Annotated in this window: 20 protein-coding genes; 7 read left to right on the top strand and 13 right to left on the bottom strand. The window is 49.8% G+C overall.

The window, feature by feature from the left end:
• Nucleotides 1–7: 7 nt before the first annotated feature.
• Nucleotides 8–379: an ArsR/SmtB family transcription factor gene (locus tag BGX16_RS09245; RefSeq protein ID WP_100425780.1), complete on the bottom strand. Its 372-nt coding sequence runs from the start codon at nt 377–379 to the stop codon at nt 8–10.
• 170 nt (nt 380–549) lie between these two features.
• Here BGX16_RS09245 and BGX16_RS09240 point away from each other — a divergent pair, with 170 nt between their 5' ends.
• Both BGX16_RS09240 and BGX16_RS09235 read left to right on the top strand, forming a co-directional pair.
• On the top strand, nt 550–768 hold the full coding sequence (locus tag BGX16_RS09240; RefSeq protein WP_100425779.1) for a cation transporter: 219 nt from the start codon (nt 550–552) through the stop codon (nt 766–768).
• A 52-nt stretch (nt 769–820) separates the two neighbouring features.
• Complete coding sequence (locus BGX16_RS09235) at nt 821–2,710, top strand: heavy metal translocating P-type ATPase (RefSeq protein ID WP_100425778.1); 1,890 nt, start codon at nt 821–823, stop codon at nt 2,708–2,710.
• On the opposite strand, the gene ribF is transcribed toward BGX16_RS09235, so the two are convergent.
• From ribF to BGX16_RS09205, 6 genes are read right to left on the bottom strand one after another with little or no spacing between them, the layout of a single operon-like run.
• Complete coding sequence (gene ribF, locus BGX16_RS09230) at nt 2,707–3,588, bottom strand: riboflavin biosynthesis protein RibF (protein WP_100425777.1); 882 nt, start codon at nt 3,586–3,588, stop codon at nt 2,707–2,709. The two genes, BGX16_RS09235 and ribF, sit on opposite strands and share 4 nt — an antisense overlap.
• The gene (gene truB, locus BGX16_RS09225; RefSeq protein WP_100425776.1) at nt 3,588–4,508 is read right to left on the bottom strand and encodes a tRNA pseudouridine(55) synthase TruB; all 921 of its coding nucleotides are present in this window, start codon (nt 4,506–4,508) and stop codon (nt 3,588–3,590) included. The genes ribF and truB overlap by 1 nt, the downstream gene beginning before the upstream one ends.
• On the bottom strand, nt 4,498–4,881 hold the full coding sequence (gene rbfA / locus BGX16_RS09220; protein ID WP_100425775.1) for a 30S ribosome-binding factor RbfA: 384 nt from the start codon (nt 4,879–4,881) through the stop codon (nt 4,498–4,500). Before rbfA ends, truB begins: the two co-directional genes overlap by 11 nt.
• Nucleotides 4,881–7,955 carry a translation initiation factor IF-2 gene (infB, locus tag BGX16_RS09215; protein WP_100425774.1) on the bottom strand — a complete coding sequence of 1,025 codons (3,075 nt, stop codon included), beginning with the start codon at nt 7,953–7,955 and terminating at the stop codon, nt 4,881–4,883. Before infB ends, rbfA begins: the two co-directional genes overlap by 1 nt.
• Nucleotides 7,956–7,986: 31 nt before the next feature.
• On the bottom strand, nt 7,987–9,270 hold the full coding sequence (gene nusA, locus BGX16_RS09210; protein WP_100425773.1) for a transcription termination factor NusA: 1,284 nt from the start codon (nt 9,268–9,270) through the stop codon (nt 7,987–7,989).
• A gap of 13 nt (nt 9,271–9,283) precedes the next feature.
• Nucleotides 9,284–9,733 (bottom strand): ribosome maturation factor RimP, encoded by a 450-nt coding sequence (locus tag BGX16_RS09205; RefSeq protein ID WP_100426815.1) that lies wholly within the window; start codon nt 9,731–9,733, stop codon nt 9,284–9,286.
• Nucleotides 9,734–9,898: 165 nt separating this feature from the next.
• Here BGX16_RS09205 and BGX16_RS09200 point away from each other — a divergent pair, with 165 nt between their 5' ends.
• A complete protein-coding gene (locus tag BGX16_RS09200; RefSeq protein ID WP_100425772.1) occupies nt 9,899–10,114 on the top strand; it encodes a hypothetical protein in 216 nt (71 codons plus the stop codon).
• Here BGX16_RS09200 and mazG read toward each other — a convergent pair.
• Nucleotides 10,092–10,913: a nucleoside triphosphate pyrophosphohydrolase gene (mazG, locus tag BGX16_RS09195; RefSeq protein ID WP_100425771.1), complete on the bottom strand. Its 822-nt coding sequence runs from the start codon at nt 10,911–10,913 to the stop codon at nt 10,092–10,094. The two genes, BGX16_RS09200 and mazG, sit on opposite strands and share 23 nt — an antisense overlap.
• Here mazG and BGX16_RS09190 point away from each other — a divergent pair.
• Entirely contained in the window at nt 10,912–11,811 is a 900-nt protein-coding gene (locus BGX16_RS09190) for a DNA-processing protein DprA (protein WP_100425770.1), read from the top strand. The genes mazG and BGX16_RS09190 overlap by 2 nt on opposite strands.
• A gap of 3 nt (nt 11,812–11,814) precedes the next feature.
• A complete protein-coding gene (locus tag BGX16_RS09185; protein WP_100425769.1) occupies nt 11,815–12,108 on the top strand; it encodes an FtsB family cell division protein in 294 nt (97 codons plus the stop codon).
• 17 nt (nt 12,109–12,125) lie between these two features.
• Here BGX16_RS09185 and BGX16_RS09180 read toward each other — a convergent pair whose 3' ends face one another.
• From BGX16_RS09180 to BGX16_RS09165, 4 genes are all read right to left on the bottom strand, one after another.
• A complete protein-coding gene (locus tag BGX16_RS09180) occupies nt 12,126–13,586 on the bottom strand; it encodes a hypothetical protein (RefSeq protein WP_157797959.1) in 1,461 nt (486 codons plus the stop codon).
• Between the two features lie 306 nt (nt 13,587–13,892).
• On the bottom strand, nt 13,893–14,720 hold the full coding sequence (locus BGX16_RS09175; protein WP_100425767.1) for a TIGR02147 family protein: 828 nt from the start codon (nt 14,718–14,720) through the stop codon (nt 13,893–13,895).
• 121 nt (nt 14,721–14,841) lie between these two features.
• Complete coding sequence (locus tag BGX16_RS09170; protein WP_100425766.1) at nt 14,842–15,126, bottom strand: hypothetical protein; 285 nt, start codon at nt 15,124–15,126, stop codon at nt 14,842–14,844.
• A gap of 196 nt (nt 15,127–15,322) precedes the next feature.
• Complete coding sequence (locus tag BGX16_RS09165) at nt 15,323–16,603, bottom strand: hypothetical protein (protein WP_157797958.1); 1,281 nt, start codon at nt 16,601–16,603, stop codon at nt 15,323–15,325.
• A gap of 135 nt (nt 16,604–16,738) precedes the next feature.
• Between BGX16_RS09165 and mutL the strand changes: the two genes are divergently transcribed.
• Both mutL and BGX16_RS09155 read left to right on the top strand, forming a co-directional pair.
• Nucleotides 16,739–18,676, top strand: coding sequence for a DNA mismatch repair endonuclease MutL (gene mutL / locus BGX16_RS09160; protein ID WP_100425764.1), 1,938 nt, complete (start codon nt 16,739–16,741; stop codon nt 18,674–18,676).
• Between the two features lie 52 nt (nt 18,677–18,728).
• Nucleotides 18,729–22,124 (top strand): PD40 domain-containing protein, encoded by a 3,396-nt coding sequence (locus BGX16_RS09155; protein WP_157797957.1) that lies wholly within the window; start codon nt 18,729–18,731, stop codon nt 22,122–22,124.
• A gap of 3 nt (nt 22,125–22,127) precedes the next feature.
• Here the strand turns inward: BGX16_RS09155 and BGX16_RS09150 are convergent, their stop codons facing one another.
• Nucleotides 22,128–24,689 (bottom strand): TIGR03960 family B12-binding radical SAM protein, encoded by a 2,562-nt coding sequence (locus BGX16_RS09150; RefSeq protein WP_241899512.1) that lies wholly within the window; start codon nt 24,687–24,689, stop codon nt 22,128–22,130.
• Nucleotides 24,690–24,752: the final 63 nt, after the last annotated feature.

Here is a 24,752-nt window from a genome sequence, read left to right as displayed (position 1 = left end):
AAAGTCTCTAATCTTCTTCCGGACAGGTGATTTCCGCTACGGATTCAATCGTATGGTGCAGCTGACGCACAAGCGGTGTATCGGATGCGGTATAAAGCATTTCCTTCCCTACGCGACGCGATACAATCAAGCCTGCCACCTTGAGAAGTCTTAAATGATGAGAAACCGCAGGGCTCGACATGCTCACGAGTTCTGCAATATTTGTCACACATTCTTCTGCGTGGCAAAGCAGCCAAAAAATGCGGAGTCGCGAAACATCGCCCAACTGTTTCATGGCATCCGCCACCTGAATTGCCGCGCGTTCTGTCGGCATGCGTTTCGCTAAAATCAGCTCTTTTTCGGTCACCGGATGTTCGTGATGCAACTTGTTACCCTTCATCTAATCCATTTTTTAAAATAGCAATATTCCGGCACAAATTACTCCAAACGATTAAATATTTGCTTAATCATCTTGCGAAAGGAGAATTCAGAATCTATATTATCCATAGTTCAATTAAACGATTATTTAATCGTTATTTTGAAGAAAACTTTTCAAAAAAGAGGTTTGAAATGAAAAAGAGTTATAAAATCGATGTGGACTGCCCTGTGTGCGCAGGTAAAATGGAATCCGCCGCCAAAAACACTGCCGGCGTGAAAGACGCTTCCGTAAACTTCATGCTGCTTAAAATGAAGGTGGAATTTGACGAAGGCGCTGATGAAACCGCCGTGATGACAGCTGTTCGCGAAAACTGCAAAAAAGTCGAATCCGACTGCGAAGTCTTCTTCTAAAACGTCTAGACCGCAGAAATGCGGTCTTTTACCTTAGCTTTCAAGAATCCCTATGAGCCAAAAACAAAAGAAAAATCTGATCCGAATCATCACTGCCGCCGTGATGCTAATCGCGCTGCATTTTGTGCCTATCGAAGGCTATTTGCGTTTTACTCTGTATGTCATTCCTTATCTGATCGTCGGTTACGACGTGTTGAAGAAGGCGGCAGAAGGCATTTGGCACAAGCAGCCGTTTGACGAATACCTTCTGATGGCGATCGCCACTTTAGGCGCCATTTTCCTGGGACTCTTTAAGACAGGCGATTATGTCGAAGCGATTGCGGTGATGCTCTTTTATCAGATTGGAGAATGGTTCCAAGGCTACGCCGTGGGAAAGAGCCGACAAAGCATTGCAAAACTCATGGACATTCGCCCAGACTATGCGAACATCGAAACCGATGACGGTAAACTCGAACAAGTCGACCCGGACGATGTGGAAGTCGGCACGATTATCGTGGTACAGCCCGGCGAAAAGGTTCCTATCGACGGCGTTGTCGTAGAAGGTTTTTCGACCCTCAACACATCTGCGCTCACCGGCGAATCTTTACCGCGCGATGTGAACGAAAACGATGAAATCATTTCGGGCAGTATCAATCTGAGCGGTGTCCTAAAAATTCGCACCACGAAGGAATTTGGAGAATCCACCGTCGCCAAGATCCTAGAACTCATCGAAGACGCGAGTTCCCAAAAAACAAAATCCGAAAAGTTCATTACCAAGTTCGCCAAGGTTTACACGCCAATCGTCACCCTTTCCGCACTAGCCCTCGCCACAATTCCTTCGCTCGTTCTGTTTGCGATCGGCAGAGATCCTCTGTGGACAGAATGGATTTACCGCGCCTTGATTTTCCTCGTGATCAGTTGCCCGTGCGCTCTTGTGGTAAGCGTTCCGCTTTCCTTCTTCGCAGGCATCGGAGGCGCTTCACGCGCAGGCGTTTTAATCAAAGGGGCGAACTATTTAGAAATCCTTGCAAAAACGAATACGCTTGTCTTTGACAAGACGGGAACCTTGACCCAGGGAAACTTCGAAGTCACGGTGATTCACCCGGAAAAGCTTGACAAAAACGAGTTGTTGCATTTGACCGCCCACGTAGAACGTTACTCCAAGCATCCGATTGCAAACTCTTTAAGAAAGGCCTACGGCGACGAAGCGGACGGCTGCGAAGTCGATGACATTCAAGAAATTTCGGGCCGCGGAATCCAAGCTCTTGTAAACGGCAGAATCGTCTGCGTAGGTAACAGCAAAATGATGGATGATGTCGGAGCCAAATGGCACGCATGTCACCGCATCGGCACATGCATCCACGTCGCAATTGACGGAGAATATGCGGGCCATATCGTGATTTCCGATATCATCAAGGAAAATTCCAAGCAGGCGATTTCCGCCCTCAAAAAACAGGGCATCAAACAAATGATTATGCTGACCGGTGACACGCAGAAGGTCGCGGAAAATGTTGCCAAAACTCTCCAGCTAGACAGTTTCTTTGCAGAACTTCTTCCGGCGGATAAAGTTCAAAAAGTCGAAGAACTGTTGAAAGCGAAAAAGTCCCCTTCCGAAACCTTGGCATTTGTCGGCGACGGCATCAACGACGCCCCCGTTCTTTCCCGTGCAGACATCGGAATTGCGATGGGCGCGATGGGCTCTGACGCCGCTATCGAAGCCGCGGACATCGTGCTGATGGACGATAATCCGTTAAAGATTTCGACCGCGATGAATGTGGCAAAAAAATGCATGCGCATTGTGCATCAGAACATCGTCTTCTGCATTTCAATCAAAGCGCTCTGTCTTTTGCTCGGCGCGTTCGGCATTGCCAATATGTGGACGGCTATTTTTGCAGACGTCGGCGTGATGATTCTCGCCGTGCTCAATGCCGTCCGCAATCTTTGGGTGAGTCCAAAAGTTTAATAATTGCGGGCAAAGTCCGCATCCATGCCGATCTGGCGTTTCAAATCGTCGATAGATGCAAACTTCTGTTCCGCACGAATGAACGTGAGCAAGTCCACGTCAATCGTTTGACCGTAGATGTCCGCGTTAAAATCCAAAATGTGCGCTTCCACAGCAAGCGGCAAATCGCCGATCGAAGGCTGAAGTCCAATGTTCACCACAGCCCGGTGCGCCGAACCGTCTTGAAGACGAACGACGGCAGCGTAAGCTCCGTATTTGGGAATCAGCTTATACACGCCGGTCTGCACATTCGCCGTCGGAAATCCAATCGTTCTGCCGATGCGCTTTCCCGCAACGACAATTCCATGAAAGCGGTAAGGACGTCCTAAGAAAGTCGTCGCACGTTCGACTGCACCCTTTTCCAAGGCATCCCGAATACGGGAAGAACTTAAGACTTCCCCATCTTTATATTTGGCAGAAACCTGAATCGCCGGAAGCTCGGGGAAGGTCTGTAAAATTGCATCAAAACTTCCCTTGCCCGCAGCGCCAAAGCGGTGATCGTGTCCAAGCACCAAAAACTTCACGTTCAGCTTGTCTAAAATTTCGTTCTGGATAAAAGTCTGATACGGTTGTTCTGCCACTTCTCGCGAAAACGGAAGTGCCAAAAAATCCAAACCGAGAGAACGCACAAACGCGCCCTTTTCCTCGGTGGTCGTGAGCAAAGCCGGATGACCGGGAATGCCGAGTACATGGCGCGTATGCGGTTCAAAAGAAATCACAGTCGGCACAAGTCCGTGCGCCTTTGCTTCGTTGCGAAGAATCTGGAAAATTTGCTGATGCCCTAAATGGCAACCGTCAAAATTTCCCACTGTTGCAGCACGTAAAACCTTGTCCGTCATCAATCCAAACCCAAATAGAATTTTGGAGCAAGCTTTCCATTTTCAAAAGAGCAGCCCGCCTTTAAATCGCCGTCCTTATCCACAGCGAGAACCATGTTCGGAGCGCCTTCTTCGATTTGGATCGGTTCCTTGTTCCACGTCATTTCACGGCCCTGACGCAAAGCTTCTACCTGCTTATCGGTCAGGCTCACTACAGGGAACTTCATGCAATCCTGCGGTTTCATCAACGAAGCTTCGCAAAGCTCTTCCGACTTGACCGCATCCGTCACATTCAAATGTCCAATGCGCGTCCGGCGGATTCCCGAAACCGCACCGACCGTTCCCAAAGCCTTCGCCATATCGCGGACGAGCGAACGGATATATGTTCCCTTGGAACAGTCGCACGAAAACCGATACGAGCTACGGATACGGCCCGAAATGCCTTCCGGAGCTTCGCATTTGCCTTCAAAGCGCAAATTCTGAATCGTAATCTTACGCGCCTTGAGTTCCACATCGCGACCTTTGCGCTTCAAATCCGAAGCACGCTTGCCGTTCAACTTGATCGCGCTAAAGTCCGGCGGAACCTGATCTATTTCACCGATGAACTGCGGCAAAATCTGACGCACCGCTTCTTCCGAAATCGGCTCCGAACTCGGATCCTGTTCGGCAAGTTCACCGTCCCATTCATCCGTAATCGTCGAATAGCCAAAGTGGGCGCAGAAGGAATATGTTTTTTCGCCCGCTTCTACAAACGGCAAAAGACGAGTCGCTCTGCCTACAGCAGCCACAATCAAACCGGATGCTCGCATATCGAGCGAACCCGCATGACCGACACGACGCGTCTTAAAAATTTTACGAATAGGGAAAAGGGCGTTACACGAGGTAACACCCGCTGTTTTATCTAAAAGAATCAGTCCAGAAGGAGGAAGGTTAGAGTTCACCCTGTTCCTTTAATTCGGCGAGAATTTCTTCGATATGCATCGCATGATCGAGGCTTTCGTCCAACAGGAACGAGAGCTGTGGGATCTTGCGAATTTTCAAGGCCTTGCCGAGGTACGTGCGAATAAAACCCGCGGAATTGCGGAGTCCAATCAAGGACGCCGCCTTTTCACGATCGGAACCGAGCACGGAAATAAAGACTTTCGCATAGCTCAGATCGTTCGTGATTTCCACACGGCTAATCGTTACAAAACCGATCCGCGGATCCTTCAAGCCCTTCATCAGGAGCTTGCTGATTTCTTCGCGGAACTGTTCGTCCAAGCGGACAGTACGCGGTACACGGCGGTTGGAATGGCTGTGAGAATTACGAGGCATTAAGCATCCTTCTTTTCTTCAGCGGCCTTCTTCGCTTCTGCAGCGGCCTTGGCGGCAGCTTCATCACGTGCAACGTCTGCGAGTGTACGGGCAACGGTAACTTCCTTGAAGAACATAAGCATATCGCCTTCCTGGAGGTTGTCATAACCCTTAAGACCGATACCGCATTCAAAGCCGCGGGCAACGGACTTCGCATCGTCCTTGTGACGCTTGAGGGACTGAACCACGGTAGAACCGAGTTCGACGCCGTTGCGGTAAACATGCACATGGCTGTTCCGGTCGACTTCGCCATCCGTCACCATACAGCCTGCGATGATACCGATCTTCGGAATCTTGAACAGCTGGCGGATTTCGGCTTCGCCGGTGAGCTCTTCGCGAGTCGTCGGCTTCAGAAGACCTTCCACCGTATTCTTGATATCGTCGATGATTTCGTAAATAATGCGGTAAGTCTTAATCTGAATGCCTTCCTTCTGAGCCATTTCACGCACAGAGAGCGACGGCATCAAGTGGAACGCGACGATCACAGCCTGAGAAGTCGAAGCGAGCAAGATATCGGAATCGGTAATCGCACCGACGCCCTTGCGGATAATGTTGACCTTGACTTCGCTGTTCGAAAGCTTTTCAAGGCTTGCAGCGATCGCTTCAGAAGAACCGCCCACGTCTGCCTTGATGATCAAATTGAGTTCAGAAACCGTACCGTTCTTGACGCCTTCATAAGCGGATTCGAGAGAAATCGACTTACGAGCGCGGAGATCGCGTTCACGAGCCGCCATACGACGCTTGGAAGCAATTTCACGTGCGGTCTTTTCATCTTCCACCACGCTGAGTTCGTCGCCTGCCTGCGGAGTACCGTCAAAGCCGAGAACCTGACACGGAGCGGACGGGCCCGCTTCCTTCATCTGCTTACCATGGTCATCGAACATCGCACGAACTCGACCCGCATAGACACCGCAAACAAACGGGTCACCGATGTGGAGAGTACCATTCTGAATCAAGACGGTTGCCATAGAACCCTTACCCGCATCTAGCTTGGATTCCACGACCGCGCCACGGGCACGTGCGGACTTCGAAGCCTTGAGTTCCAAGACTTCTGCTTCGAGAGCGAGGGTTTCCAAAAGCTGTGGCATACCTTGACCGGTACGAGCCGAAACTTCGATACAGCTCACGGTACCACCCCACTGTTCGACTTCGACACCACGGTCCGCGAGCTGAGCGCGGATCTTATCCGGGTTTGCAGTCGGAAGGTCGATCTTCGTTATGGCAACGACCATCGGCACCTTTTCGCGGTGAGCGAGTTCAATCGATTCCACCGTCTGCGGCATCACCATGGAGTCCGCAGCGACAACGAGCACGATCACATCCGTCACCTGGGAACCGCGAGCACGCATCGCGCTAAATGCTTCGTGACCCGGCGTATCGAGGAACGTGACCTTGCCCACAGAAGTCGTCACTTCGTAAGCTCCGATATGCTGAGTAATACCACCCGATTCGCCCGACACCACATGGGTCTTACGAATCCAGTCGAGGAGAGAAGTCTTACCGTGGTCCACGTGACCCATCACGGTAACCACAGGATGACGCGGTTCGAGATCTTCGCTCTTTTCTTCTTCCACGCCGAGAACTTCTTCTTCATATTCTTCCATCAGCTGCGCTTCATAGCCGAATTCGTCGGCGAGGACCTGAATCGTTTCAAAATCCAAGCGAGCATTGATGGTGACCATCATGCCCATTTCCATGCACTTTGCAATGACACGTGCGGGCATCTGATCCATCATACCGGCGAGTTCGCCGACCGTGATGAAGTCAGAAGTCTTCAAAATCTTTTTCTGTTCACCGTCATTCGAAGCGGCCTTATCCTTGTGATAGACCTTCTTCACCGGGTTCTTCGAAAGCGAAGCCATCACGCGGGAAACGTTCTGACGGATCGAATCCTGCTGTTCGCTCTGATCGAAACGGTTGTCCTTACTGTCACGACCGTTCTTGCCGCCGTGCTTGTTTTTGCCAAAGCGGTCATTGTTACCGCCGCGGTTCTGCCCCGCCTTGTTGTTATCGCCAAAGCGATTGTTGTTTCCGCCATTCGCGTTGTTCTGCGCATTGGCAAAAACATCCTGCATGTTCTGACCCGGGAAACGCGGACCGCGGGACTGACTGCCGCCAAAAGAACGTGCACCGTTATTATTGTCATTTCCACGATAGTGGTTGTTGCTACCGCGATAGTTACCACCGTTTGCGCTCGGTCCAAAGTGACCGGTATAGCCCTGACCGGATCCGTTATTGCGAGAACGGTGCTGGGCAGCAGCCTGCTGACGAGATTTTTCAATACGGGCAAGAATTGCGGCATCCGGCTTAAAGACCTGAGCCTTCATTTCAACCTGGCGAAGTTCACCCACCGGAGCTGCCTTCACAATGGCAGATGCCGGTTTTGCAGCCGGAGTTGCCGGCTTCGGAGCGACCGGTGTGCTAGGCTTTGCTACAGCAGGAGCAGCCGGTTTTGCGACAGGAGCTGCAGGAGTTGCGGGTTTTGCGACAGGCGCCACCGGAACCGCGGCAGGAGTTGCGGGTTTCGGAGCTTCAACCGGAGTCGGCTTCACGGCAGGTGCAGGGGTTGCAGGCGCCACCGGAGCCACAGGAGCAGCCGGTTTTGCGACAGGAGTCGGAGCAGGCTTCGGAGCGGCAGGCGTCAACGTTGTCTTCGTCGCCTTTGCGGCAGCCGGACGTGCGGTCGTCGAACGCGTCACCTTCACCTTTCCACCCATGAATTTACCCGTAATCGTACGGCGTCCAGCCGAGGTCGACGGAGTTGAAGGCTTAGCCGGCGTTTCGGTTTCTTTTTCTTCCGACGAATTCTTCTTCAAATTCTTGCGGAGACCGATGGCCTTTGCCTTGCGAGCGTCAGCCTTTGCCTTTTCGTCCATCACTTGAGCTTCGATCGAAGCAAAAGCCATTTGGGGAACTGGGGTAAACGGCGTTAACACCTGCACTCCATTCTCGTGCAACAGTGCAACGACTCGACTGGCATCTACGCCATGCTTCTTGGCCCATTCACCCGGTGTGATCTTGATTTCATTACTCATCTATGCTTTTGCTCCAATAAGCTTCTACTTCTTAAACCTGACCTTCCTGATCCGAATTTTCTTCAGCCGACACAGCTTCATCCTCCGGTGCCGGTTCGGCTTCGCTAGGAACTTCATCCTTGAACAAGGTGACTTCATGAGCGCGGAGTTCTTCAGCCTTAGCGAGTTCATTCGGACGAGCGGTCAAAATCTTCTGCTTGTCTTCATCGCTCTTTTCGGACCATTCCTTTTCTCCAAACACGTCGAGATCCCGTTCCACAAGCTGGGAAGCGAGCTTGACGTTCTGACCGTTACGGCCAATTGCCTGGGCGAGGTCTTCATCGGCAATCACGATGACGATGCGACGGATGCCCGGGATTTCAAAGTACTTCACGATATTCGCCGGAGAAAGGGCGTGGCGGATGAACGTGATCAGATCCGGATTCCAGTGAACGATATCGATACGTTCGTTACCGAGTTCACGGACGACAGCCTGAACGCGAGCCCCCTTCATGCCGACACAAGCGCCGACCGGGTCGATACGAGCATCGCGGGCAGCAACGGAGATCTTTGCACGATAGCCCGGATCACGGACCACGCCACGGATTTCCACAGCGCCTTCAAAGATTTCAGGCACTTCCTGACGGAAGAGTTCATAGAGGAACATTTCGCTTGTACGGGAGAGGATCACCTGAGCGCCATTCTTGGCGGAGTCAGCGACATCCTTAATGACAGCCTTCACGGAGCTGCCCTGGGCAAAGCGTTCCTTCGGGAGCTGTTCCTTGAACGGGAGAACGGCCTCGGTCTGACGGCCAATCGAAACGATAGCGTTGCGACTTTCGATACGGAGAACTTCACCGTTCACAATCGAGCCGATACGGTTGCGGTAGGTGTCCACAATCTTGCTGCGTTCTGCATCGCGAATCCGCTGGATGAGGAACTGCTTAGCGGTCTGGATTGCCTGGCGGCCGAATGCGGAGACCGGGAGTTCCATTTCGAGGTGATCGCCCGGCTGGACGTCCGGGTTTAAGTCGCGAGCCTGTTCGACGAGCATGTAGTGTTCGTCCATTTCCTGAACGGTTTCTGCATCGAGCGACGGGTCGTAGTCCGGATAATCGTCCACAATATCAACGACGAGAGCGATCGAAATTTCATTCGTTTCTCCGTCAATCTTCACATCAAAGTGCTTATCAATGTTCAGATACTTGCGAGCTGCCGTAATCAAGGCATCCTTCAAAGCGCCTTCGACGATAGAGTTATCGATGTTCTTTGTATCGACGACGGTCTTGAGCGCATCGAGTAAATTGATCTGGGGTTCCTTATTCTTCGTTGTCATAAGAGCCTTTATTTTAGAATTGAACTTCTACTTTGGCAGAGAGGATCTCGGACCGAGAAACCAAGACCGCGTCTGTCACGCCTTTTACAGACAGGGCTAAATTCTGTTCATCCACCGCAGTCAGAGTGCCGGTAAGCGGCTTACCCGTTTCGCGGGTAATGCGCAACAACTGGTTCAGGTTGCGTTCGAAATCGCGAGTGGACTTGAGGGGACGGTCGATCCCGGGAGAAGAGACTTCCAGGGTAAATGCACCTTCGATGAGGGATTCATCCTGGTCCAGCGCATCGGAAAGACGACGGCTCACCGCCGCACAATCTTCCACGTCTACACCGTTTGCCTTATCAATATAGATGCGAAGGACTTCGCGTTTGCCAGCCTTGAACATGTCAAATTCGACAAGTTCAGCTCCAACGGCTTCACAAGCCGCGGCAATCAAGGAATTCAGTTTTTCCCGGTTATCCAAAAACACCTCATAAAAGAAAGGATCGTTTACATAAACGAGCCGTCAACGGCAACAAATAGAGAAAATTTGACGGAATCGGGCAACTGAGCGGATCCAAATTGGTGCATTTTGGGCTTGATTTGGCAAATATCCTTCTAGAATCCGAAAAATATCTATTTTTGGGACATGCTTTCGACAATCCTTTGCATCTTGGCAAGTCTCATTGGCACAGCCATCACCGCCTTCTATTTTAGACGGAACTTGATCCGTATTGCAGAAAAAAACAAGACGATCGAAAGCAAGCCGAAGCGCGTGATGAATTACCCGCTGACGGTTCTCTGGTACGGCTACCTGCTCGTCTTTTTCGTAGGTCTTTCCGTCAATAACCTGATTTTTGATTAGTCTCCGCTTTGGCTTCGCTCCAAAGAGCGAGCAATTCCTCGGGAGAAAGTTCCTGCAGGGACTTTTCGGCGTATTTTGCCTTGGCGAGCTTTTCCAATGTGCGAAAGCGAGCGTCGAACTTATGCGTGGCACGATTCAAAGCCGTTTCGGCATTCAACCCGACGTGACGCGCCAAGTGGCAAAGCGTAAACAGCAGATCGCCGAATTCTTCTTCCATGCGGTCGCGGTTCGGATCTTCTTCTGTCGACTTCTTATATTCTTCCAAGAATTCGTTGAACTCTTCGTGAACCTTGGCAAAGACTGGTTCGTTTCCCTTCCAGTCAAAACCGTTTTTAGCGGCACGGCGTCCCATGTCCTGGGCGCGGGCAAGTGTAGGCATGCTGCGGGAAACCTTGTCCATCACGGACTTGTCCTTCATTTCCTCGTTGTTCTTTTCCGTCGCCTTGATTTCTTCCCAACGTTTCGAAACCTCGTCCGCATTTTTCACATGCGAGTTGCCGAATACATGCGGATGACGACGCATCATCTTTGCGCAAATCGCATCTGTCACATCGTCAATATCAAAGTCGCCACGTTCGCTTGCGACCTGGGAATGAAATACTACTTGAAAAAGTACGTCGCCGAGTTCTTCGCACATGTGCGCCTTATCGTTGGCCTGTGCGGCATCGATAAATTCCGAAGATTCTTCAATCAAATACGGGAGAAGGCTCTGCGTCGTCTGCTTTCTATCCCACGGGCACCCATCTTTGGAACGGAGCCGCTGCATAATCTTTACCAAATCTGCAAAGGAGTATTTCATGGAAATCAAAACTAATAATTTCCCCGTCCAAGAACTGAAACGAGAAGACTTCCCCGCCGTCCTCCGTGAAATTCCAGGCTCCCCCGAAGCGCTCTATTACCGCGGATCCCTGCCGAGCTTTGAAAAATCCTGGATCGCCATGGTCGGCACCCGTCGCGCAAGCGATAGCGCCGAAGAAATTTGCCAAAAACTTTTGCAAAGCCTTTGCGGAACCGATGCGGTTGTCGTTTCCGGCCTCGCCCAAGGAATTGACAGTTTCTGTCATACCGCAGCCATTCATTTTTCCATTCCGACCGTTGCGATTATCGCTCAGGGCATCGAAGCGGAAATCACTGGGACACGTAAGATTCTTGCCCACCGCATCCTCGAAGCGGGTGGCGCTATCGTTTCGGAATACCCGGGCGATAAGGCTTCACTCAAATTCATGTTCCCCATGCGGAACCGCATCATTGCAGGGCTTTCTAAAAGCGTCACGCTTGTCGAAAGTAAAAAACACGGCGGAGGCATGATCACCGTGGAATACGCCCAAAAGTTCGGACGAAAGGTTCTCGCCGTGCCAGGAAATCTGCTTTCTTCAAATGCCCAGGGTCCGCTCGACTGCCTCGCATTAGGCATCGCCACTCCCATTTGGAATACCAAAGATTTTGCGGACCTCTGCGGAAGCAAACGTCTCTCCGACATCACACCACAGGACCTTCCCCATATGGGCATACAAATCAGCGATACCGCACAAACTCTTTTTACCCAACATGCAGGATTTACCCACTCTTTAGATGAGTTATGCACAAGTTCCTCTCTTCCGATTTCGGAGCTTTTTGCTATATTGACAGAGCTGGAAATTGCGGGACTCGTCCATTCCAAAGACGGAAACGCATTTCACTTTTCATCAGCGGAGTAATCTTTGAATATTCGGAAGCGTCTTATCCAACTTACCATCACGGCGGTCGCCACGATTTTAGCGGCGATGGCGTGGTCGTTTTCGTTTGGAGAAACAGGGTTTTGGAATCAGTATAAGCTCAAAAAGCAGATTGCCCACCTAGAATTCGAAGCCGATTCTCTGAAAAAGATTCTCGAAATTCGCAAGCTCGAAGGCGAGCGCCTTCAGAAGGATTCCTTCTACATCGAATCCATTGCCCGCACCCAGTTCGGCATGTCAAAAAAAGGCGAAGACGTTTATCAGTTTATCGACGACTGATTCGCCCTTTTTTCCCATTACCAAATAAAGACTCCGACGCCCGCAAGAACCTTATGCGAGACTCCTTCAATCTTTTTGTACCCAAAGTCATGATCGAGAAACTGCGCTATATACTTGACACGTAAAGAAATCGAATTCAGCGGAGCATGCACATTCCGAGAAGCAATCGTAAGAAGCCGAACTTCACCCGTTGCCCCTAAAAGATATTCGACGGAATTTTCATGCTTCACATATTTTCTTAAGCGGTAGTAATTGTTGTTCGGCTTGTCGGCGTAATAGTAATAATCATTATTGTCATCCGGAAGAATGGATTCCGCCGAAGCGATTCCTACAAACGGTTCCAACTTCACATAGCGGCTGTCAAACACGACAAAGCCAAGGCTGATACCGCTCGAGTAAACGTTAAGATCGCTGTCTTCTTCCCAGAGCACGTCCGAGAACTGACGGTTGTTGCGCGTTTCAAGAGTACCAAAAGAAAGGAACGGGGTAAAGACAAAGCGGGAAATTTGAATGGGCACCGCCGCGTAATAGCTCCAGTACTTGTGATGGAATTCATCTTTCAAGTCTCCGGCGAACATCCCGATACCGCTCAAGAATTCAAAGCCGACTCCGCTCGTATACAGATGATTCTGAATCGGATCGTTTGAATCCTTTGCTTCATTGGAGACACGTTTTTGCAACGGTTCTACAAAGTTCGCTTCGAGCCATGCGCCGTTTTCATTTGCCGGATATTTGGCGAAAAAGGCGGAACCTGCCGTAGAAACCTTTTGAATGGTCGAAGCCTCTGTACGGCCCCAGGATGCATTAAAGACGACCGGGACAAACGCAGGCGCCGCATCCTTGTAGAAATTTTCGACAGACGAGTTTTGGATTTCGAGAACGAGACTGTCGATTTGAGAAGCTGTTTTGGGGAAATTGTCCGCGAGATACACGAACAGTTCGTCTTGAATCAAGCGAGACGAACGCAGATTGTTGCTGCGGGCATCGACCACGCATTGATCTTCATACGTCACCGCCTTTCTCGCTTTCGGTGCGAACAAACGACGTTCCTTTACCAAGGCCGTGAGCGCCGAATCGTATACGGCAGCATGCATATAGGCCAAGCCTTCTTCCATTCCGCTGAACGGGCAGAGCACGGACGAATACTGGGACCTTAAATATTCAATCGTCTGAACGGCCTGTTCCTTGTTATGCGAAATCAGAGCCTTTAACAAATAGAAACGTGCACGGCGAACCATTTCACCAGCAGGCATCGGTTCCGCAAGAATCGCCTGTTCAATATTTTGAGGCGCAGCCACAACCGTATCTGCAGACGTTACTTCTGGATTCTGCACCGTCGTTTTTACAACCGAATCCTGCACTGGCAATTCGGCTTCTGCAACACTTCCTGTCGAATCCGCCGGCAACGTTGCTGCAGTGATTGTGGAATCGTTAGCAGAAAAAAGGCTTGTAACCAAAAGCAAAGAAAGTAAAATCATTTGACGCATAATAAAAAGATAATCTTTTATAAATGCAGCGCTTTTTCATTCGACAAGATTTGTATTTCGAAGTGGAGCCGGCATGATGAGAATGCACAACCAAACCAATGTCCCGACAGCGGCCGGCTTCCACTTGATAACAACTGATTGAATCCAACAATTCTAAATCCTGTTTTGAATTCAGCACGTTTTCATGCTCGCTAGTCCCCCCTGCAACGTCCACACCGCAAGAAGCAAATGACAACAGATTCCCTAAAACAGCAAAACGAAATATCCATCGAATCATTTTCCCGTGATTTTCTCTCCTTATCGATTTCTATCCGGAGAATACCCCATCGGAAAAATTTGTACCGCCACCTGGATCACCTTATCGCCTTTAGAATCATTTAGCGCAAGTGACGCAACACGGTTCTTGAACTTTTCCGTTTCCGCAAGAATTCTCCGGTAACATTCCTTGGAAACACCTAAAGTCATGCCCCCCACAAAGCGTTTATCCTTATCTAAAGCAAAAAGTGCTTCCGACGCCTTTCCGAGCATTTCCCGATGGTAATGAATCAAAGCAGATCGTTGCTTCGGAGTTCCGCTACGCAGAGCCCGGTCCGATTCCACCCACCGTCCATCAGCATCCTTATAAATGAAGTGAAAACGCGCAAGGATCTGAACCGCTGATCTCGCCTCGCTTTCCGTGATCGGCGGATAAACAGATCTTCCGAGCAAGGCAAAATCATCCTTAAAGTCAAAAAGCGTCACCAGTTCCCGAATCGCAGGGATATACCAATGCCGATAATATTCAGAAAATCCTTCTCCAATTTTTACCGGACTAACCGCCCCTCGGAATTGAGCGAGTTCTTGACGGTAATGCCTTTTTGATTCATCTTTATCGGACTGACCAAGCTTTACAAGCAAAAGCCAATATTCAAGTTCCGCATCCTGAAGGCCGATTGCCTTGCCGACGACATCCATCGTCTTTTCACTCAGGTTTCGTTCCCCAAGCATCACCTGACGTAAGAAATTCGGATTGGTAATATTAGCCCGTAACGAAATCGCACGCCAAGAAAAGCTCGCACGATTCCCATAATCATGCACATCCTTCAAATACCCCCGATAATCATCATATTCAAAAACGCTTTTCATGCAAGGACAAATCTAGCCTTGAACACTTCTTTCTATAAGATTCCATAACAAAATCCGTATTCTACCTGAATACGGATTTTATGCCCCTCCCAACGTTGCAACTTTTTAGTTGCAATACCGATTACGCATAAATTTGCTCTTGAATCGCAGAAATCACAGCATTGCGAATCTCAACCGTAGGCGCATCTCCAAAGTCATAGCTTCGACGCACCCAGTCGCCGCGGTCATTTAAAATACCGCCCCATGCAATATCTTCCATTTGACAGGAGGTTCTTGACATGAGCGACAGATGACGTGTCAATTCGCCTGTATAGTAAACCGTTCCATCTTTCGCAACGATAAAGGTATATCCTTCACGATCCAATCCAACTGCATCTATTTTTTTTACCATAGTTTCCACAGCCATTTCGTTTGACAACCTTTACAAATGTAAATAGAAACAAAAAGAAATCCTGCGATTATATCACAGGATTTCAAAAAGCTGGCGGATCGAACCCCGAACTTACCAGGAGGGGAGCAATGATAGAGTTGTTAGAGGATTTACCTTTCCGCCAAATTCTACGTATATAATATAGAATCGTAGCCTCTAAACTTGCTCTTATTTATTGCTTATTTTTCAACTTGCGAACTCCAGCCGGTTCCTCGCGAAAATCGATATGGCAGTGCGGTTCAAAACGGAAGCCCCCGCGACGATGGCGGTTCAAGCTCATCACGTCGGAAACCTTTTCCAAATGATCCACGACACGGTTCAATCGGCTTTCAAAGTTCGGGTTCACCGGATCGATACAAATTTCCGGATCTCGCTTAAATTCGCGGTTTTCGAATTCTTCACGGCCCGTCTTCGAATATTCACGGAGCACGTTACGCAGAATACGAGCCGGCACGTTACGCATCAAATGCTTGCCGTTCACCGAAATCGAGTCATCGGCTTCGTAGTAAACGATTTCAGCCACGTGGTTGATCTTGTGCAGAAGTTCATCGTGAGCCTTCTGGACCGGCGGCCACACGCTGTATTCTTCTAGAACAAGCGAAGAGATGAGTCCCAAGAACGGATCCTTGGTACGCACATCCTTCGTATAAACGAATTCTGCAATGGAAACCGGAGCGCCGTAATAGCGACCCTTGTACAGAAGATGCGTTCCAGTAAACGTATCGATTACATCGGTATCGGCACGGACGCAGAGTTTGTCTCCAAGATCCGAGATGCCAAGATCGATCGGAAGCTTTTCGATGCATTCCGAGAATTTCACCACCTTACCGACTGCAATTCCGCTCACATAGAAGCTATCGCCTTCCTGGCTGCCCGCCAAACGGCCGAGCAAAGCTTCTTCAGCAGAGCAGAGGCAAGAATGCTGGTTAACGGATTCATAAGCAGGGAGATCCAGCAGGCAAGGAGCTTGCCGCATAGAACGCAAAAGCCATTCGGAGTAGACCGCAGCAGGATGACTTGCACCATTGTCGCGACCGATCAAGAAATCATGACGGTTATCGCCTTCTACCGGTCCTTCCACAAAACGCAAGTTTTCGTGGAACAGATTGCGCTTTTCATTGTAGCGCAAAACGCCCTGACGTTGGTCCGGCATTTCATAAAAATCATGAATATACGGCAAATACGAGCGCAAAATGGCTCGTTTAGATACAGAATGCAAATGTCTCATTTTTTCAAACATGCGATCTGCAAAGGTGTCGAGATTTTCACCCTTGGACAGAAGCCAGTTCGAAAAACCTTCAATGATGAGGGCATTGTCTTCCACTCTCACCATTTCATCTTCCAGCCAAGCATTTTCAATCAACTTTCGACTGGAAACGCTTGCATTTTGAACGAGCGGGACAAGATCTTCCGTGCAATACGAAAGGAGCAACTCGCTATACGCCAATTTCAAAAAAACATTCGGTATTTTAGTGTCCTGCATACTTAAAATTTACTTTTTTTTGCATCTTTTGGTTATTTCCTAATTTGCATATCATGCTTTTTTACGTTTTTTTTGCGTTTTTTGCAGTTTTCTATATTATGAATCATGGAAAATTCCCGCATTCATGCACTTCCCGAAGAAGTTATCAACCAAATCGCCGCTGGCGAAGTGGTGGAACGTCCTGCATCCGTTGTCAAAGAATTGATGGAAAACGCTTTAGACGCAGGAGCCTCACGCATTGAAGTGCAGATTTCGGAAGGAGGAAAATCCTCCATCATGATCCGTGACAACGGCTGCGGCATGTCGGAAGCCGATCTGGATATGTGCTATCTACCGCACACGACTTCCAAGTTAAAAACCGCAGAAGATCTTTTCCACTTGGCGACAAATGGGTTCCGCGGCGAAGCGGTCGCATCGATTGCCGCAGTTTCCAAACTGACTATCACAAGCCGTGAAGAAAACGCAGAAGAAGCGCACCAAGTACATTTAACCGGCGGCACGCCGGACTGTAAATCGACAAACGCTTCTCCCCGAGGCACGAGTTTTCTCGTTGAAGACCTGTTCTTTAACGCTCCCGTGCGCAAAACATTCCTCGGAAGCGATACCTTAGAAGCGTCGCGCATTCTCGACACGGTCACGCGCCTTGCCATAGCAAACCCGAACGTTCGCATCGATTACAAAGTCAACGGACGAGACGTTTTCACGGGTATTGAAGGAAACGATTTGCGCAGCCGTATCGCCGAAGCCTTGGGTGCGGGAACAGCCCGCGTCATGATCCCGGTCGATTACGCAGAAGCGGGCATTCGCGTTTCGGGATTCGCCGTTCCGCCGGACGCTTTAAAGAACAAACGAAGCAAGTTTTATTTTTATGTACAAAAGCGACCGATCTGGAATCCAGTGATGACAAAAGCCGTGACGCGGGCGTATGAGCCTTATGGTTCCACCCATGCGCCGATTGCCGTTCTTTTTTTAGAAATGGATGACGTCGCCGTCGACGTGAACGTGCACCCGAACAAGCGCGAAGTGCGATTTGCAAACGAAAACGATGTTTTCCTTGCCGTGCATCACGCGATCCGCAATGCGTTCCAAAAGCCGGAAGAAGATCATCCAACAATCAGTCTTGAAGAGATTACAGCTCCGAGCCCGATGCCAAGGGCCGCCGCCCCGAGCATGCTAGCGCACCACCCCGAGCCTCTCTTTACACGCAAAGCGTCTGCCGCAGAAGAAGAAAATACTCAAGATCTTTCTCCGGCGACAATTGCCAAAGATCCGTCGGCATTTGCAAAAAGCGCTCCGATGCCCAAGCCTTTCCCCTGCCCACAACCTGCGAAAAAAACGGTTCGGGAAAAGCCCTCGAAGTACCGGTCCGACGACCCCGACGACATCATCCAAGATCTTTTCTCTTTGCCGGAAAACGGCAACATTATTCCGCTCTCGCCGCAGAATCTGCGCCCGCCTACCCGCATGGATAAGTCGACCCCGCCCCAATTCTTTCAGCTGGCGAATACTTACCTTGTATGCGAAGATAGTGAAGGGCTTTTGCTGATCGATCAGAATGCGGCGCACCAGAGAATCCTTTACGAGCAGGCTTTGAATTCCTTAGGTGCGCAAGCATCTCTCGAAAGCCAGGAACTGCTCTTTCCAGAAATTGTGGAATTTTCGGCAGCGGAAGCGAGCATGATTCCGAGCCTGCTCGAAACCTTTGACCAGCTGGGCTTCCATTTGGAGCTTTTTGGCAAGAATACTTACCAACTTCGCGGTACGCCTCGCGATTTGCAGTTCTCCCGTTCCGTGGAATCACTCCGTGAGCTGGTTTCCGCTGTCTTTGAAGGCGAAAATCCGGGCAATCCGTCACAAGAAACGCTTGCCAAAGCTTGGGCAAAGAGCAACGCGATCCAAGCTGGAGATAAGCTTAGTACAGAAGAAATGACGCAACTCATGGCCTCGCTCCTGACAACCCAGGATCCGATGAGTTCGCCAAGTGGACGTCCTACCTTAATGCGGCTTCCTTTAAGCGAAATCCATAAGCGCTTCAAGCGCTAGTTTGTATATTAATCCTATTGTGAGATATTTGCGTTCTGTTTCTTATGCCGCCTTGGCAATTTGTAGTTCTGTTTTTGCGACGGAACTCAGTTTTTCGGGCAACAACAGCGACATCCGTTGGAAAGTCGCATCCTCTGCTCATTTCAATTACGCATACCCTGCGGAATACACGACCCATGCAGGGATTGTCGCATCGACTGCAGAAGCGGTTTACGATTCCATCGTTTCGCGGTACAAAATTGAAATGCCTCTCAAGACCGACGTTTCGCTGCAGAACGCCCTGTACGCCAACGGTTCTGCTATACCGAATGAAAATACGGTGAACATCTTCCTTTCGAACTGGGATTTTAAAATCCGCAGCACGCACCCTTGGATCGCTGACGTAGTGACGCATGAGTTTTCGCATCTCGTTAGCATTGAAAGCGGAAGCAAGCTTCCCTATTGGGTTTATGGGCTTCAGGTTTCTTACATCGATTATTACAACGAACGCAATGTCCAAAACGCAAGCGTTCTTTTGCCGTTTACCTTGCAGCCGCTTTGGTTTGCCGAAGGTACCGCCCAGTTTGAATCGTCACGCATGGGGTTCGATGCTTGGGACTCGCACCGCGATATGCTTTTGCGCGTCGCTTCATTGAACGACGACCTTTTGGATCTAGAATACATGCACGACTTTGCGGATAATTCCCTCGATGCGGAACTCGGTCCGTATACGCAGGGTTTTTCCCTAGTCCGTTACATCGACGCTAAATACGGTCCTGAAGCAATACCGAACATTTGGTCGGAACTTTCAAAGCCCTACCGGGTGACGCTTTCCGCAGCGATCGAAAAAGTCATCGGTATCGACGAAGAAACGCTGTACAAGAACTGGAAAGAAGAAATCACCGCGCATTACAAGGAACAGGAAAAAAGCCTAGGCGTTCTCGTAACGGGTAAAAAATGGACCGAGGATGCCTTCTACAATGACTTTCCGATTGTCGCAGGTGGAAATATCTACGGAGTTTCGAACTTTGGAGGGCCTTGGTTCGATGGCGGTATCTTTAAGATTCCGACCCATGCCGAAGATTCTTCAACGGTAACGGATTCCGCTTCGGGCATTACCATCACCGTTCAAGATTCGATCATTGACCTTGCAAACTTTGCCAAGAGCGGTTTCAAACCGGAAAAGCCTTGGTTCGACAAGGGCATTTCCGTTCGCGAAATTCCGGGCCGTGGACTGATCCTTGCCTACACCACCTACAAAAAGCGCGACCGCAATGGACACGCTCATTTTGACATCGCTATCGCTGATACGAACGGCAACATGCAACTTGCGACCGCTCTTGCCGACGCCGTTTACCCGGACATTTCCCCTGATGGGAAAGAGATCGTCTTTGCCCGCCGAGAAATCAATTCAACCCGTTTCGTTCTCAGCAAAACGACCGTTCCCGATTCCGGGGCAAAAGGTCCAGCAGAGACCCAAGACATTTTCGTTCCGGATTCCAATTTTCTTTATTACAACATCTTTTCTCCGAAGTTCAGCCCCGACGGAAAGAAGATCGCTTTCAGCTACTTTGACGATTCCGTCCGCGGCATCCTCGTGATCAACAGCGACGGTTCGGGCCTGCAAGATTTGACGCAAAAAGGTTTTGACCTCCGCGACCCGAACTGGATCGATAACGAAACGCTTATCTACTCGAGCAATAAAAACGGAATCTTTAATCTGTATTCGAAAAAGCTGAACGGGGATGCAGAACATCCGCTGACAAACGTTGTCGGTGGCGCCTTTACTCCAGTCGTTGATTCGGGAACCGTTTATTACACGAACTACGATAAAGACGGATTTTCGCTATACTCGATAGAACTCACAGATTACGATGCGATGCAAGATTCCGTGATCGTTCTTTACGATACAACTTTTACGACTTGTCCGAAACCGCAGTTCGCGCTCCAAGATTCGAGCGCCAAGGATTCTACAGTTGCAGATTCCGCAGTGGTGCTGACCGCTTGCAAAATCGACACGCTCGTTTCCAAACGAGACTCCGTTTTGAAAAAGCCGGTGACACCGCCGCTCGTCCTGACGGGTTCGCTTCCGCAAAAAATCCAGAAGGAACTCGAGTACGCCGACATTGCATTTGCAGGCAGCGAACGCAATTACAAGCCGATCCCGACACAGTTCCTGATAGCCCCGATCTTTATGGTGCAGGAACGCTCTCCGGACTTTGGCGTGAAAGGCGATGGACAGGCGACTCCGAAGCTCGGCTTTGCCATGTCACTTTCCGATCCGCTAAAGAAGAACATCATTTCCGCCGGGATTTTATTTGAAGTCGGCAACGGTTGGAAATACATCACAGGTGACGGTCTGAATCCGAAAATCGAACGCGAATTCGTCGCCTCCCTGGAAAACCATTCGACTCCGGTAACGCTTGGAATTTCTTATACGCATGCGAACTACCGTTCCATAGATACGGTGCGCTATGAGGATCCGAGAAGCTACGAAGATTCCGTGGGAACAACCCATTATTCCGTTCCACTCAATGCCATTCAAGCTTCCGCTGCTTACAGCGTTTTCAAATCAGGTGACAGCGTTTATGTAAGCGGTGGCTACGATTGGGCAAACTTCAACCTGTACGATAAAAACTTGGAATGGACTTACCAGAAGCGCCTTGCCGTAAACGTTGGATTTACGCTCGACGGCGGGACCGCAGAAGCGACAGCGACAAATACCGCAGGCGTTGGAAATGGAATTTCGGCGAGTTATCAATTTGCGAATTCCGACTTGTTCCGTCCGGGTACTTTTGCCGAAAGCTTTACCATTAGCCCGAGCGGAAAAATCGAACCGAAGTACCGGAACTTCAACTTGCACAGTTTCTACTTCAACACGCACGGAAGCATTGCCGCGCCGATTCGAAAGGGTTCCCGCATAGCCGTTGGCGCAACCTATGCAGGCATCGGAGCTTGGAGTGCCAAGGATTCCAGGGATACGCTCGACAGTTACTATTACACGCCTCTTTTGCTTGAAGGCTATCCGTATTTGATAACAAGCGAAAAGTTCAACCGCAGCGGTCTTAAAATGGCGAAGGCAGAAATTCACTACCTCTTCCCGATCTTTGAAGACTGGCGTAATGAATTCTGGATTTTCTCGACGCGTGACTTCTTCTTGAACCTTTACGCTCAAGTCGGTGCAGCGTGGAACGACCACGGCATTCCGATTTCCAAGTTCAAATCACGAGATTTCTGGGATCGAAGCGTGGGTCTAGAATTCCGCTTGGCAAACAAGCTGTTCTACACGTTGCCCTTCAACATTTCGCTGAACCTTGCCCGCGGCTTAGACCGCGCAGGCGAAGACGAAAACGGAGAAGCTGGAAGTCGTCTAAACCCGATCGACATTCCGGTTTTGCCGAAGGCGATTTCCCCGACGAAGATTTCGTTCACCATCGGATTCGACTTCAACAATACTTGGATGCAGTAAAGCTTAGTCTTCGAATTCCATGGATTCCTTCCGGATTAAATACTGACGTGTGACATCATCGACCGTCGCCGTCGCCGTTTTAACGCCCATCAGTCCGCCAAAGAGCGGATATGGGCTTGCTGTACCGCCCTGCTCATTGCACTTCACACGCATAAAGATTCTTCCGTCGCATATCTGCAAATCCAGAATATGTGCGTTCAAGTTCACTTCATGACCGCGGTGATTCAGCACGATAGGAAGCGTCTTCGACTGGAACTTTTCAACCAAGCCTTCCGGCAAAACCTCTGGCTTAAAGGAATACGTCATCGACTTCGGACAGCGAGAAGAGAGCTTGTACGTAAGCGGTTCAATATTCAAAACCTTCATGCCCATTGGAAACGGTTCGCTCAAAGTTTCCATCAGTTTCGGCAGATTTTCTGGCGAAAGATCCAACGGTTTTAAGGTTTCCACGCCGAGGATTTCGCAGACCGTTTCGAGACCCAGCGGTAGAGCGCCCATGTTGATGATGCGCGGTTTCGGGCTAAAGCCTTCACTGTAGCGGAGCGGAACTTCTGCCTTTCCAAAGGAACGCACGAACGCGCTGAGCATGTTTTGGTGCGGAAGGAAACGGCTAAGACCTGTCTTTTGGAACGTAATCTTGTACGCGTACCGCTGATCGTAAACCGGGCGACGTTCCGCCACAAGCTTCTTGATTTCTTCCGGTGTACGGCTCGGTGCTGCGTAACGAACCGGATTATTCGCCAGTCGAACTTCCTTACCGCTCCCCGGAATTCCGCAATGTAGGCAATCGCCCCATTTGCAGTTCGGAACGGGCTTTGCCGTTTTCAAAATTTCCGGGTTAAAGCCTTTCTGATACTCTCTCCAGAGGAAGGACTTGGTAACACCGATGTGCATAAAGTCCCACGGAAAAACGGAATCCTTTTGACGGGTTTCGTAAATCCAGCTGACGTCATAATGGAAGTCTTCCCAAATTTTTTCCCAGTCCTTGGCCCGAATGCGATGTCCATCACTTTCGAAGATCATACCGCGCTTATAGGCTTCATAAATCATCGGGGCAAGAGAACGGTCGCCACGGCTATAGAACGCTTCCAGGCGAGATGTATTCCAGTCCGCCCACTGCACCTTCACATTCGGATGCTTAAAGAACCGCTTGCGCACATACTGGATATGATTCCAAGACGTTTCCTCATCCATAAAGCCAGCCCACTGTAAGCCCGTGAAAGACTTCGGTATGAGAATACCCATGCTCACGGAAATCTGGAATCCACGCATGTGCTTACGACCGATCTTCACCAGGTTCTCGATGAGATTGCAAAAAGCTTCCATATCGGCATCGTCTTCTGTCGGAAAGCCTATCATCGTATAAAGCTTGATCTTGTTCAAGCCCGAAGAAAAAGCATAGTCCGCCGCACTGTACATGTCTTCATCGGTGATCGTCTTGTTGATCATCTTGCGGATACGTTCCGAACCGGTTTCCGGTGCAAAGGTCGCACTGCGTCCACCCTTCAAGGCGGCGACTTTTTCTGCGAGGTGCTGACCGAAGCTGCTGACGCGAATACTCGGAAGCGACACGTCCACATTGTCAAAGAAAGCGTCATCGATAATCGAATCCGTCAACGATTCAATCGGCTTATAGTCTGCCGTGGAAAGGCTCAAAAGGCCGAGTTCCTGTTCACCTGTCGCCTTTAAACCTTCCTTCGCAAGATCTATCACATCATCCGGATTGAGTTCGCGGCACGGTCTGTACCAAACACCCGCCTGGCAGAATCGGCAACCCTGCGCACAGCCTCGCATCACTTCCACACTAAAGCGGTTGTGAACCAAGCGCATGTTCGGGATTAAATTCTTGACCGGGTAATCTTCTTTTTTGAGTTCTGGAATAAAAATGCGACGCACACCGTTTGTATGTTCGTAAGAGCCTACAGCGGGTTCTGCCGGAACGAGCTGTTTATATTCCCCCTCGACGACTTGGCGAAATACTGGAACGTACACACCGTCGATTTTTGAAATCGCTTCCAAAATTTCAAATCGGCGCATCCCTTTTCTTCTACATTCCCCCACTGTCCGCACGATCTTCGGGAACATCTCTTCGCCATCGCCAATATTGAACGCATCAAAAAAATCGGCGACAGGTTCAGGGTTCGCCATTGCAGGACCACCCGCCAAAATAATCGGATCGTCTTCTTTACGATCTTTGGAGAAGGCGCTGATGCCGGCGAGTTCAAGCACATACGGCACATTGGTAAAATTGAGTTCCGACTGGAGTGACATGCCGACCACATCAAATTCGCGGACAGGTTTCCAAGTCGCATGCGTGTACAGCGGAATATCATGTTTGCGCATCTGTTCCGCCATATCGTCCCACGGAGCGAACGCCACTTCCATGTACAAATCCGGTTCACGGTTCACCACGTGATACAAAATGCGCAAGCCATTATTCGAAAGGCCTATTTCGTACAAATCGGGAAAAACAAAAGCACAAGTTCCCACCATTTTAGAAGGGTCTTTCACAATGCTATTCGCTTCTCCGCCCATATAACGGGCGGGACTTTCTACGGAGGGCAAAACTTGCCCCAATTTGTCAAAAATATTCATAGCCATAAAAATAAAAATTTTATCTTTGGCGCA

The sequence above is a fragment of the Hallerella succinigenes genome, from assembly GCF_002797675.1.
In the GTDB taxonomy this organism is placed as follows: Bacteria; Fibrobacterota; Fibrobacteria; order Fibrobacterales; family Fibrobacteraceae; genus Hallerella; species Hallerella succinigenes.
The sequence above is the reverse complement of the archived record's forward strand: the minus strand, read 5'-3'. Positions and strand labels throughout refer to the sequence as shown.